The following is a 12,764-nucleotide window of genomic DNA, read 5'->3' as shown; positions in this document are numbered from 1 at the left end:
CCCATTCCGAACTCAGAAGTGAAACGCGTTAGCGGCGATGGTAGTGTGGGGCTTCCCCATGTGAGAGTAGCACACCGTCAGGCTCCCAATTATGAAAAAGCCCGCTCATTCGAGCGGGCTTTTTGCGTTTAAAGCCGTATAAAATAACGTTTTAAAAATGATAAGAATAAGACACGTTCAGAAAATCGAGTCCTGGATTGTCGCTGTTTAAACCACCATTTGAGTAATGCATATAGCGTAATGCTATCTGGTTATTCTCTTGTTCATCGAGACTCAGCAAAAAGCCTAGACGATCCTCGAACTGATAATGTGAACCAATATTTTTTCCTGCAAAGTGTCTGTCGTTTACTAAGCTGGCGCCAATGCCTGCTTCAAGGTAAAGAGGATACTTGTCATAGACGGTTGTAAGTCGTTTCATGATAACAGGGGAAATGGCGACAGCAAGGTTGGTGGCATGGCTGTTATCTTCACCATACTCCCATATATTAAAGCTGGCTTCCCAATAAAGTTTAATGTCACCAAACCAATCAGTGTAGAGATCATAAGACAAAGGACGATAGGCAAGTCGAACTCCGTCAATGTTGTCTGAGCCGTGTAAGTAATCGACAGCGACAGCTTGCCTGCCGGCATGGGCACTTAGTGAAAAGGCGGTGAGTATGATTGCGATGAATAAGTTTCGACGAACAAAAAGCATGATTCCTCCTCAGGTATTACCATACAAAAGGCAAAATACAGACCAGAGGAACGTGCATTTAAAATCAATAACTTAATGTTACGCTAATATATTAACATTCGTTAGTGTTTGTAAATTTGGGTAAAGATTAGAAAATATTTCATTGCCTAGTCAACTTAAAGATTAGTGAAAGTCTCTTGATCGAACGTTAATAGAGTCCAACCAATCTGTTCGATCAGTAAGTTTGCCGGCAATAATATGAATAACGCCTTCTGGCGAACGTTCGAGAATGCCGTCTACCTGCAAAAGTTGGGCTTTCAGGTAGGCTTGTTGTTGATGTCTGGCTGTGTTTTGCCACACCACAATATTCATATTGCCGGTATGGTCTTCCAAAGTGAAAAAAGTTGCGCCTGAGGCCGTACCGGGTGACTGCCTACACGTTACGCAGCCAATAACATGTATAACCGATCGGTTGTCACATTCATTAAGTTGATTAGCCAATCGAAGATTTTTTATTGCATGTTTTCTTAGCACTAACTCTATCGGGTGATGTTTCAGTGATAAAGATGTAGATGCATAATCTTCAAGCAAAGAATCGGTGTCATTTGGCAAAAAGTCGAAAGGCAACTGTTCGGCACTATTTCTGAACAAGGGGAGGGAAGTGTGGCTGTTCATCATTTGCCATCTTGCCTGATAACGGTTTCCTGCGATAGAAGAGAAAGCATCTGCACTGGCAAGTGCTGATAAATCTTTTTCAGATACGGCCTGTTGTTTAATGTGATCGAGGGTTTTAAATCCTGAAGAAGGCCTGTTCGTCAAAAGTGTTTGTATTGCTTCGGAGGATAAGTTCTTTACCAGATTCATGCCTAGCCTTATTGCTTTGTCCCCATTATTAAATACTAAAGTATGCTCTACTTCAGATGCATTTATACATACCGGTAGCACGGGGATACGGTGTCGCCTGGCATCTTGAATCAGTTGGCTGGCAGAATAAAATCCCATGGGAAGGCTATTTAGCAGCGCAATATAAAACTCAGCTGGGAAGTAATGCTTCAACCAACAGGACACGTAAGCAAGCACTGCAAATGACGCGGAATGTGACTCGGGAAAGCCATACCCACCAAACCCTTTGATTTGCTCAAATAGTTGTTCGGCAAAACTTTCAGAGTAACCTCTACCTGTCATGCCTTTTATAAGTCTGTCTCGAAACTCATAAATACGACCGTCTTTTTTCCAGCTTGCCATTGCACGGCGAAGCTGGTCGGCTTCACCCCCAGAGAAACCAGCTGCAACCATGGCGAGTTGTATTACCTGTTCTTGAAATATCGGCACTCCCATGGTTCTTGAAAGCACACTTTTTACTTCCTCTGAAGGGTAAGACACGGTTTCTCTGCCGTGTCTACGTAGCAAGTAAGGGTGCACCATGTCTCCCTGAATAGGGCCAGGCCGTACGATAGCTATCTGCACAACCAAATCATAATAGCAGCGTGGCCTGAGTCGGGGCAGCATGGTCATTTGTGCCCGTGATTCAATCTGAAAGGTACCCACGGTGTCGGCTTCGCAGATCATATCGTATACCTGCTGGTCGTCACCTAATCGCGTAATAAAAGGAATGGATACTTCCTGAGGATATTGTTTATTGATCAGCGCAAACGCTTTGCGAATAGCGGTAAGCATGCCAAGGGCGAGCACATCGACTTTCAAAAGCCCGAGTGTTTCAAGATCATCTTTATCCCATTGAATTACTGTTCGCTCAGACATAGCCGCATTTTCCACGGGCACCAGTTCATAAAGTGGTCCGGCTGAAATGACAAAGCCGCCAACATGCTGAGAAAGATGACGGGGGAATCCGACAATTTGTTCCACTAAACTGATTAATTGCTTAACCTTGCTGTTAGCAGACGACAGGCCGCAGTTTTCAATTTGCGTTTGCCAGGGAACCGTACGGTCACGGCGATTGATGTTTTTAATCACATAATCGAGCTGCGACTCAGCAAAGCCTAGAGCTTTACCCACTTCACGGAAGGCGCTTTTAAAACGAAAGGAAATCACGGTGGCAGCAAGGGCGGTTCGCTCCCTGCCGTACTTACTGTAAATATATTGAATGACTTCTTCGCGGCGACTGTGCTCAAAGTCTACATCTATATCGGGTGGCTCATCCCTTTCTTTGGAAATGAAGCGTTCAAACAATACGTTTATTTGCCGAGGATCGACGGCAGTAATCTCCAAGCAATAACACACTACTGAATTGGCCGCTGAACCTCGCCCTTGATACAAAATGCGGTTATCTCGGGCGAATTGAACAATATCGAAAATCGTCAGGAAGAAGTATTCGTACTGTTGTTCTTCAATAAGTTGTAGTTCCTTTTCAATGGTGGCCCGGATTGCGGGTGAAATCCCTTCAGAAAAGCGACGAAGAATACCGGCCTCAACACACTCTCGAAGGTAAGAGATTGCGGTGTAGCCATCAGGGACTAATTCTGATGGGTACTGATAACGAAGCTCATCTAAGTTGAATGTGCATAGTGAAGCAATTCGCACACTTTCTGCCAGCCACTTTGAAGGCAGCAGTTTTTTTAACTTAATCAGTGGTCTTAAACTTTGTTCAGCATTGGAAATCGCACTTTGTCCTAGCTTTTCTACTGTGGTGTTATTTCTAATGGCGTGCATAACTTGCTGCAAAGCCAGCCGATCATTGTGATGGAATAAAGCATGACTGCACGCGGTGATGGGCAGCGCATAGTCTGTATGTAAACGCTCGTATTCCGCAAACCGGATGTGATCATGGCCATCCAGGCGTCGCTGCGCGCCAATCCAAACTCTTGATTGATGATGCCTCAGTAGCCACTTAGCCCAGTGCTCATTTAATGCAGGATCTTTATCAGGAAGCCAGATGATGAGGCAGTGTTGAATGGTTTTTAAATCCCATTCAGCCAGTTGGTACTCACCCTTTGGGCTTCGTCTTCTCGCATTCGTTATGATGCGGCACAGTTCGCTATAAGCCGCTTTAGTTGGACAAAGTAATACGCAGGTTAATGTGTCACTAAGGGTAAATAAACTGCCCGTTATTAACTTAACCGGCAAATTATGCCGTTTAATTTCGCTATGCGCTCTAACAACGCCTGCCACGGAACATTCGTCGGTGATAGCCAATGCTTCGTAGCCCATAAATGACGCAGTTGTAACCAGTTCTTCCGGGCTGGATGCGCCGGTAAGAAAACTGAAATTACTTTGGCAAACCAGTTCCGCGTATTGCATGTCAGGCATACCAGCCATTTAAGAACCAGTTACCATTTTCCCGGAAGATTTGAATGCGCTGACCGTGTTGATTTCTGCCGATGAAGTAGTCACGTTTTTCTTTATTTTCATCCCACCAACCTGACTCAATTCTGACGGGCCCAAATTCAATATTTGGGGAATCGGTAAGCGGCTGCGGGTGTTTCAGCAAGTAGGTTGGGGTAAATTCTTCGAGATTGTCCTGCGTATTATCGGACTCACTTTCAACACCTGATGTAAAACGGTGATCCTGTAATGTGTGAGGTGCCGATATCGCGTCTTCGCCCAGTCTCGCTGCCAGTCGACCGAATAGAAGTTGGCGGGCAAAAAGATGCTTTCTGGAATTGAAGAAGTCAGCAGTGTCTGCCGCATAAGATTGTGGCTTTTCACTGCTAAATTCAAAATGCGTAACGGGTGCGGGTAGCTCAAGGGTTTCAAGCTTGAGTTTAATCAGTTGCTGCCACTCTGAAAAACTAAAACGGACATCAGATTTGCGGACTGATATTGGCATTTCAGGCGCTTCGCGAAAATACAGAGTAATGTTAATCGCCTGGCTACCGGCATTCCGCAGGCGCAGAAATAATTCCATATCTCTGAGGCATTGATCGATGTATCGCTGCAAACGTGTGGCATCTTCTACTTCGTAAGATAAGAGTACCGAATGAGAAAAGTTCGCGGGTGGATGATAAAACAACCGCTGAGGCTGACTTTCACCGCGTAGCGCAAAAAGGTATTTGAGCAGCTCGCTATCGAAACGCTTACCTAACTCGGTAGGAGGCAATTTCAGTAGTTCTCCTGCATGATGAATCCCGGCTCGTTGAAGGGAGTTGGTGTGTTTATCTGCAATCGACAAGGCTTGTACAGGTAACGCACCCAACATGTTCTCTATTTTCTTATCGCATAAGAGAAAAGAACTCTGCCCCCTTTTTGCCAGTGCTTCAGCGTTCTCAGGGCTCCAGCCACAGGCAAAAATGAAGTTAACTTTTCTTTGAAGCAGCGTCTTCTTTATTGCTAGCCAGATTTGTTGATAATCGCCGTAATACCGGACTAAATTATCAATACGAATGAAAAGACGACAGGGTGGTTGCAGGGAAATTTCTGCTGCGCATTGATAGAGACTTGCAGCCAGAAGCCGAAGTTGTGATTGTTCTATCTCTTCGACATAGTCGATGACAGTGAGGTTTTCACATAATGCCGCAGCATGGGCCAGCCCCATACCGACTTCAATACCCACTTTACGGGCACAGTTATTTACCTGCAGCACATTGTTGCTAGCCTGATGGTAAGCCACTGCTGGTTGTTCATAAGGCACGCTGCCATTCGCCTTGGCGTTATCAAGGGTTAACCGAAAGAAATGCAGGCACAGCCATCGTTGCCTAGCCATGTAGGGCATCGTCTTGTGAATGCACGGAATACTTACGCATCAAGCTAGTGATTGTGGTGTTATTTGGCGTGAAGCTGATAGGCACGACAATGTTTTGCTTCGGCCAGCCGCCCTGAAGCTTGCGTATATTGACCTGTAGACCTTCGTCTATGGCAGTAATAGTCAAATCCAGCGGTACCGGCAGAGCTGCGGATCGTTGATTTTCGGGTTCAAAAATGACCACCAGACACTCATGTTGTGCAGCGGCCACTTGTAGGCGTCTAACCTGAGCTGCGTTGGTACGTTCGCACCAAAGCAGTAATACCGAGCATGAAGCTGATTTTATGGCCTCTTCAGCCGCCCAGAGGCTTAATTCAGAGGAGGTCGACACCACATGCACATTTTCCGGCACGACATTTACCCTGCGTAGACTATTTGTAATCAAAACCCCCGGAGGATTTACAAACAGGTAAAAAGCGTTTTCACCTGTTTGCGTAAAAACATTTTTTAGCAACGAAAGCTCGCCAATGCCGGTGCGCCCACTTATACGCACAACGCCGTATTCAGGGAAGCCTCCAAGAATAGCTTCATCCAGCGGCAAGTATCCCGTGGCCAGCCTGCGAGACTGACCGATAGGAGCTTGATTTCCACGCCATATAGCGGGGTGCTTTTCAACTAAAGAAAGGAGACTTGCCATATAATTTACCTGTATATATATACAGTATTATAGGCAGAAGAATGGATTGATCAATACGTGTCTGATGGGAATTTATTCTTGTGGGCTAGATGCCCGTGGCGTCAATAAAGACAGGGTCATGATATCGCAAGCTTTTATAAAGCCATCAGCATGATTTTGTACCCAACTTATGCGTACATCATTAGGCTGTTCCTGCATCATGGCTTTAATATCATCCATGCTGAGTTCTGAGTCTCTGATTGCAACGGTGAGTGCTTGTTCAATAGAAAGGCCCTTTTCACAGGCATCAAATATTATTTTGGCTGATGAGCTCGTGATGAGCATCATAACCTCGTAATTTTTGCCGCTTATCAACCCCTTCTTGCTGGCCTGTTCAACTCTCTCGGTGAAGATTTTCTGTAGTGTTCTGGCTGTGATGCTAAGCACCGAATAAGCGGTGTTGGCTTTTTCAGCGTTTTGCCTGGCAAGACCACGGTTTGCACTGATTTGTTTATGCAGACTTTGTACTTTAAAAACAAAAAAAATCAGGATCAGAACTAACACGGCGATAATGCTGAATGCTAACAATGAACTGCCTCCTGATTCGTTGTAATGATTAATCTTTCCCTGGCGTATAAATAGGGCCCGGGAATGCGGTTACCTTATCGGAAAGTTGAGTAATCTTAGCAGTTCCCTGCTTTTTAACCGTATCTATGCGAAGAACATTGTGCATTGGAATATAAGTTCTTTCGACGTCGGAGAATTCTGACTTCAGTTTTTCATGACTGGTATCTACCACCAGACTTGTGTGGTTGTCCCAGACAAAATTTCCAATTTCGACAAAGCCAAAAAGACTACCCTGGCTAAGTTCTCGAACATACAGTTCATAACGTTCGCCATTGCTGATGAACTGAATGCGATAAATAGGTTCATTACTGCTCATGTTGAAAAACCTGATGTGACAACGGGAGCATGATTTTACGATAATTAACTAAAGCTGCAATGGGGTTAATAAGGCTTCAGTGGCAATGACCATCTCTTCTTTATTTTCAGCAAGAATGCCATTCACGGCAAAACCCTGCACGTAGCTGGTAAGTTGCAACGCAGCAGACTCAATATTGATTTCCGCTTTGATTTCACCGTTAAGACGCGCCTTTTCAAGACAACCGATGAAGTCCAGTTGAAGCCTGTCGAGATAATGTCTGCCCATTTCCCTTACTGTAGCGTCTTGTTTGCCGAGTTCGCATACACAATTTATTAGCAGGCAACCACGGCTGTAAACCAAAGGAATGTAACGCAGAAAGAAAGTATTGATCGCGGTGATGCCTTGGTGTGTCTCAAGTTCATTTACAACAGGCATCAATTGCGTGGTTTGATAGTGCTCAAGTACCTTATAAAGAAACTGTTGTTTAGAGCCGAATTCAAGATAAAACCCCCGCCGATTGAACGAGGTTCGGGCAATGATTTCATCCATGATCGCGCCATGAAAGCTATACTCGAGGAATATGTCCACGGCTTGCTGGAGAATTTCTTCTATGTCGTACTGTGCGCTTCTTGGCATAAGGTATATTTCTGTCAGTCCCTCTATTCAGCGTAGCGTAAACCATAGAACTATCAAGGGATATCGTTATTCACCTTGCTTATATCAGTCTCTAGGTTAACATGCTCGTGGTTTAAGCAGTTTGAAGACTATTATGATTAAAAAAATCCTTCTGGGCAGTTTGGTTGCGTTATCGTCGCTGGCCGCTAGCGCACAAGATAATGCACCGGAGAGCCATTTCTCTCCAGATACGAACAGAATTAAATCCCACCTTTATTTCCTGGCAGATGATCTACTGGAAGGGCGAGATACCGGCTCCCGGGGCCATAACATCGCGGCACTTTACATTGCCACTGAATTTGCCAAATACGGATTGAAGCCAGCAGGAACAGAAGGTTTTATGCAGCCTGTTCCGTTCCGTAAAGCAAACTTAGTACAAGAATCGCCGTCATTTGATTTTGAAAGTGAGAGCGGTAGCTTTTCATTGTCTTATCCGAAGGACTTTATTACCGGCCCTGATTTATTGTCTTTGGAATCCAACGTGAAAGGTGAGTTGGTTTTTGTGGGCTATGGGATTGTGGCGGAAGAGTTAAATCATAACGACTATGCCGATCTCGACGTAGACGGCAAAATTGTCGTTGTGTTATCGGGTAAACCGGCTTCTTTTCCTAGTGAAGAAGGGGCGCACTTTGGTTCTGGATACCAAAAGCAAAGTTATGCCGCTGAGCGTGGTGCCATTGGCATGATTACCTTGTCTACTCCCATTGCTGAAAAAGTACGCCCTTATCAGAGCCAGCTTAATTATATTCATACGCCGAGAATGGCGTGGCTTAATGATGAAGGTGTACCAGCCAACACGTTCGAACAATTAAAAGGCAGTGCTTTTTTGAGTATGCCAGCCGCTGAGCAGCTTTTTGCTAACGCTCCGGTATCGCTGAATGATATCTATGCGGCTCTCGAAGAAGATAAGTCACCGAAAGGATTTGCTATTCCAGGACAGATTTCGCTTTCGAAGAAGAGCCTGCATTCGCAGATTGTCAGTCCTAATGTGGTTGGCGTGGTAGAAGGCAGCGATCCTGAACTGAAAAATGAATATGTAGTTTTCTCTGCGCACTCTGATCATATTGGTTTCGCGCAGACGGTGAAAAAAGACAACATCAACAATGGTGCCATGGATAACGCGTCTGGTACTGCGGTTATGTTAGAGACTGCCCGTTTATTTAGTAATCTGGAACAGAAACCAAAGCGTTCAATTCTGTTTGTTTCGGTAACCGGTGAAGAGAAAGGCTTGCTGGGAGCGGATTACTTTGCCCGCAACCCAACCGTACCTGTTACCTCGATGGTTGCCGATGTGAATCTGGATATGCCTATCCTGACTTACCCGTTTGCTGACGTTATTGCTTTTGGTGCAAGTCACAGTGATATGAAAAAGTCGGTAGAGGAAGCGGCAGGTAACGCCGGCATTACGTTAAGTGATGATCCTTGGCCGCAACAAGCGTTGTTTACTCGCTCTGATCACTACGCATTTGTAAAACAGGGTGTGCCTTCAGTATTTATGGTGCCAGGGTTACAGTCGAAAGATCCTGATGTCGACGGCAGTAAGATATTTGGTGAATTTTTATCGACCCATTATCACAAGCCAAGTGATGATGTGAATCAGCCTTTTAACTGGGACGCAGCGAAGACTTTCACACAGGTAAACGCTGAGATTGGTCTCACGTTGGCTACTCAAGCACAACGACCTCAGTGGAACGAAGGGGACTTCTTCGGAAATACTTTTGGGCAGTAAGCGTTCAGTGATAACTGCTACAGAGTGTTAGGAAAGCTAAAACAAAAAGAGCGCTTTGATTCATTATCTCAGCGCTCCTTTTTTATTTAGATAAAGACCTGCTTAAACATCTGCCACTGTTCAGAGAACTGCTCCGTTGGCTTGCGGGTAAAGCCGCTGCGAATAAACTGGTTGATGCGTCCGTCTACATAGCAAATCATCATGTTAGCTACCACGCCTTCGTCAGCCGCCAGTGTGCGACCCTCGCGCAGTTTACGCTCTCTGAGAATTTGCTTGAGCTGGGTTTCCAGTCTTTCGAACAGTTTTGCAATGCGAGCTCTCAGGCGGTCCTGTTCACCCATCAGCGCATCACCATTGAGGATGCGGGTAATGCCCGGATTCTTCTCTGCGAAGCCCAGCATAAGGTGCAGGATTAACTGACAACGGGCAGCTGAATCTTTTTCTTCGTTAAGAATTTTGTTGATACGTGAGAATAACGTTTCTTCTATAAATTCTATTAACCCTTCAAACATGCGGGCTTTACTTGGAAAATGACGGTACAACGCTGCTTCTGATACACCGACTTTTTCGGCGAGTTTAGCTGTTGTAATACGCTGGCCCTGATTGGTTTCCAGCATACCGGCCAGGGCTTGCAGGATCTGAGCTCGGCGATTAGGTTTCTTTACCGCAGGCATAAGGCGAGTGTTTCCTCTGCTACCGGACCCGAAATACGCAGGTCCATGTTCCATTTTAAGTGGTTTGTTTTTATTTATTTGGTCACGCAGAAAACGTTATCGACCAGCAAACCATTATTTTGATTGTTTATTATTATATTGTTTTGTAATCAGGCCAATTAGCTGTTCGGCTAGTGTGGTCTTGGGGGCTGGTGGTAGTTTTTTATCTCCATCCTGCCAGATTACATGTAGCGCATTTTTATCGCTGTTAAAGCCGAGACCTTCAACGGTGATGTCATTAGCGGCAATCATGTCGAGGTTTTTCTTTTCCAGCTTTCCTCTGGCATATTCTTCCACATTTTGACTTTCCGCTGCAAAGCCAACGGTAAAGGGGGCGGGTGAAAGCGCAGCCACAGTTTTAAGAATATCAGGGTTTTTAACAAAAGTAAGTGTTAACTCATCATTGGATTTCTTTATCTTATTGGCCGCTTGATGGGCTATGCGATAGTCGGCTACCGCTGCCGCTGCAATAAAGATATCGGTATCACGCATTTCTGCCTGTACCGCTTTCAGCATGTCTTCAGCTGAGCTTACATTTACCCGCTTTACGGCGGGAGGCGTAGCTAAAGACACGGGTCCTGAAACCAGAACAACGTTAGCACCTTGTTCGGCTGCCGCTTGTGCGACAGCGTATCCCATTTTGCCGCTGCTATGATTGGAAATGTAGCGTACCGGATCGATAGGTTCCCGGGTGGGACCGGCGGTAATGACAACCTTTTTTCCTGCTAAAAGGTGGCCTGATGATGCAGCGATGAGTGCAGAAACAATGTCTTCTGGCTCAGCCATTCTGCCAGGACCGACATCTCCGCACGCTTGCTCGCCTGCTGCGGGGCCAATGAAGTTGATCGCCTGAAGTTGTAGCTTGTGAAAATTGTCCTGGGTTGGACGCGCTCGCCACATCTGTTGGTTCATCGCCGGTGCAATAAATACTTTGGCCGTGGTTGCGAGATAAAGGGTAGAGAGTAAGTCGTCGGCTAGTCCGTGCGCCAGTTTAGCCATACAGTGCGCGGTGGCTGGAGCTACCAGCAATATATCCGCCCATTTAGCCAGTTCAATATGGCCCATGCCTGCCTCAGCTTGTTCATCTAGCAACTGGCTATGCACCTGATTTCCGGAGACGGCTTGCAATGAAAGGGCGCTAACAAACTCTGCAGCGCCTTTCGTGAGGACAACCCTGACATCGGCACCTTCTGCCTTCAATTTTCTAACTAGATCCGGCGTTTTATAAGCGGCAATGCCGCCGGTTACACCCACTAAAATCTTTTTATTGAACAATTGCATAGTACAGTATTTAACCAGTTAGATTAAAACAAGACTACCAGATGTTTGCCGCTCACGACAATGTGCATGAGATCTGTCATTTCAGACAGTAGTGAGTTTACCGAACCGGCTATAGGCTATGAGCATATTGAAGAGAGGTTAAATCATGCTAGATATTCGCTCCTGGCCACTCATGGAAAGGCCCAGAGAAAAACTATTTATTAAAGGTGCATCTTCATTGAGTGATGCTGAAATACTCGCTGTGTTATTTGGCAGCGGTATTGGCGGGCAGGGGGCGCTGTGCATTGCCCACGAGCTACTCGAACAACTCGGTTCCTTGCGTAGTATCGTACATGCAAGCAAAACCGAGCTTTGCAATATCAAAGGCGTTGGAGAAATGAAGGTTGCCCAGTTAACAGCAGTAAAAGAAATTTCGCGACGGGTATTAGAGTCGACTTTACAAGAACGTCCGGTTTTTAATCAGGTGAGTGACGTAGAAGATTTCTTGCTCACAACCCTAAGGCACGAGCAAAAAGAGCATTTCGGTATACTTTGCTTGAACAGTCAGCATCACCTCATTGCGTTTAGAAACTTATTTTCAGGCACACTCAATGCAGCTGCTGTGTATCCTAGAGAGATAGTGCGTCAGGTAATCGAAGATAACGCCGCCGCAGTAATTTTGGTCCATAATCATCCTTCCGGCGTACCAGACCCTAGCGATGCTGATATAAGATTAACCCGCGATGTGAAACATGCTTTAAATCTTATAGACGTCAATGTGTTAGACCACTTTATCGTGGGTGACGCCACAATATGTTCATTGGCGCAGAAAGGATTGATGTAATTTTGATCCTTGCTATACTGAAGACTGCGATCCTGTCAGATCGTCGGCGATCCATGCGGCGAGCATGTGAAACGTATATTTTTTACGACCAAACTATGTTTAAAGAGTGGTCAGCTCTTGATTAATACTTTAGCATAGGGCGTCGGTGGATTATAAATAAGGACAATTATGAAACAGTCATTAATTTCATTAGCTCTTGGTGCGACCATGGCTTTTGGTGCAGTAGCACAAGACGACGGAGCTGAAGGCGGCGTAACCACTGGTGCGATTGCTACTGGTGTTGCTGTAGCTGGCGTTCTTGCAGCTGTAGTAAGTAACAACCGCGGTTCAGCAGATATCATCGATGATGGTGATAACGGTACTGACCCAACTTGTAACGACGGTGACGACCTGGTTGACGGTTCTTGCGTAGGTTCTACTACTACTCTGACTGAAACTGTTACTGTATCTGGTACGCAAACTGTAACAATCACAGTTCCTGTATCAGTTAGCTATACATACGCACCTTCTACTGCGCAGTAATTGCTAAATGCTTTTCGAAAGCCGCCCTATTTTGGAGCGGCTTTTTTATTTCCAATCATTAAGTCCGTCATCCGCGTGCTAATCATCAAATGCTAATTTTCAAATATA

At 45.4% G+C, this 12,764-nt stretch carries 12 protein-coding genes and 1 rRNA gene; 4 read left to right on the top strand and 9 right to left on the bottom strand.

The window, feature by feature from the left end; translation table 11 throughout:
* A 5S ribosomal RNA gene (gene rrf, locus ACXAGX_RS12285) occupies positions 1-83 on the top strand; the annotation flags it as partial.
* A gap of 68 nt (positions 84-151) precedes the next feature.
* On the opposite strand, the gene ACXAGX_RS12280 is transcribed toward rrf, so the two are convergent.
* The 7 genes from ACXAGX_RS12280 to ACXAGX_RS12250 form a co-directional block, all read right to left on the bottom strand.
* Positions 152-694, bottom strand: a complete 543-nt coding sequence (locus tag ACXAGX_RS12280; RefSeq protein ID WP_474838644.1) for an acyloxyacyl hydrolase — start codon at positions 692-694, stop codon at positions 152-154.
* Between the two features lie 162 nt (positions 695-856).
* Entirely contained in the window at positions 857-3,931 is a 3,075-nt protein-coding gene (locus ACXAGX_RS12275; RefSeq protein WP_474838658.1) for an error-prone DNA polymerase, read from the bottom strand.
* Between the two features lies 1 nt (position 3,932).
* Positions 3,933-5,333: a Y-family DNA polymerase gene (locus ACXAGX_RS12270; protein ID WP_474838642.1), complete on the bottom strand. Its 1,401-nt coding sequence runs from the start codon at positions 5,331-5,333 to the stop codon at positions 3,933-3,935.
* Entirely contained in the window at positions 5,326-6,009 is a 684-nt protein-coding gene (locus ACXAGX_RS12265; protein WP_474838640.1) for a recombinase RecA, read from the bottom strand. Before ACXAGX_RS12265 ends, ACXAGX_RS12270 begins: the two co-directional genes overlap by 8 nt.
* A 72-nt stretch (positions 6,010-6,081) precedes the next feature.
* Complete coding sequence (locus ACXAGX_RS12260) at positions 6,082-6,576, bottom strand: hypothetical protein (protein ID WP_474838638.1); 495 nt, start codon at positions 6,574-6,576, stop codon at positions 6,082-6,084.
* 28 nt (positions 6,577-6,604) lie between these two features.
* Complete coding sequence (locus ACXAGX_RS12255; protein ID WP_070126101.1) at positions 6,605-6,931, bottom strand: DUF1820 family protein; 327 nt, start codon at positions 6,929-6,931, stop codon at positions 6,605-6,607.
* A 48-nt stretch (positions 6,932-6,979) separates the two neighbouring features.
* Positions 6,980-7,549, bottom strand: coding sequence for a TetR/AcrR family transcriptional regulator (locus ACXAGX_RS12250; RefSeq protein ID WP_474838635.1), 570 nt, complete (start codon positions 7,547-7,549; stop codon positions 6,980-6,982).
* A 133-nt stretch (positions 7,550-7,682) separates the two neighbouring features.
* On the opposite strand from ACXAGX_RS12250, the gene ACXAGX_RS12245 reads away from it, so the two are divergent.
* On the top strand, positions 7,683-9,317 hold the full coding sequence (locus ACXAGX_RS12245) for a M28 family metallopeptidase (protein WP_474838633.1): 1,635 nt from the start codon (positions 7,683-7,685) through the stop codon (positions 9,315-9,317).
* Positions 9,318-9,403: 86 nt separating this feature from the next.
* On the opposite strand, the gene slmA is transcribed toward ACXAGX_RS12245, so the two are convergent.
* Complete coding sequence (gene slmA, locus ACXAGX_RS12240; protein WP_474824157.1) at positions 9,404-9,991, bottom strand: nucleoid occlusion factor SlmA; 588 nt, start codon at positions 9,989-9,991, stop codon at positions 9,404-9,406.
* A gap of 114 nt (positions 9,992-10,105) precedes the next feature.
* Positions 10,106-11,311, bottom strand: coding sequence for a bifunctional phosphopantothenoylcysteine decarboxylase/phosphopantothenate--cysteine ligase CoaBC (coaBC, locus tag ACXAGX_RS12235; protein WP_474838631.1), 1,206 nt, complete (start codon positions 11,309-11,311; stop codon positions 10,106-10,108).
* A 145-nt stretch (positions 11,312-11,456) separates the two neighbouring features.
* On the opposite strand from coaBC, the gene radC reads away from it, so the two are divergent.
* Both radC and ACXAGX_RS12225 read left to right on the top strand, forming a co-directional pair.
* Entirely contained in the window at positions 11,457-12,134 is a 678-nt protein-coding gene (gene radC / locus ACXAGX_RS12230; RefSeq protein WP_070126096.1) for a RadC family protein, read from the top strand.
* A 168-nt stretch (positions 12,135-12,302) separates the two neighbouring features.
* Positions 12,303-12,656 carry a hypothetical protein gene (locus ACXAGX_RS12225; RefSeq protein WP_474838629.1) on the top strand — a complete coding sequence of 118 codons (354 nt, stop codon included), beginning with the start codon at positions 12,303-12,305 and terminating at the stop codon, positions 12,654-12,656.
* Positions 12,657-12,764 lie beyond the last annotated feature (108 nt).

The sequence above is a fragment of the Alteromonas sp. ABV4_515 genome (assembly GCF_056160345.1).
Note: the sequence above shows the minus strand (reverse complement) of the source record. Positions and strands in the feature narration are given on the sequence as shown.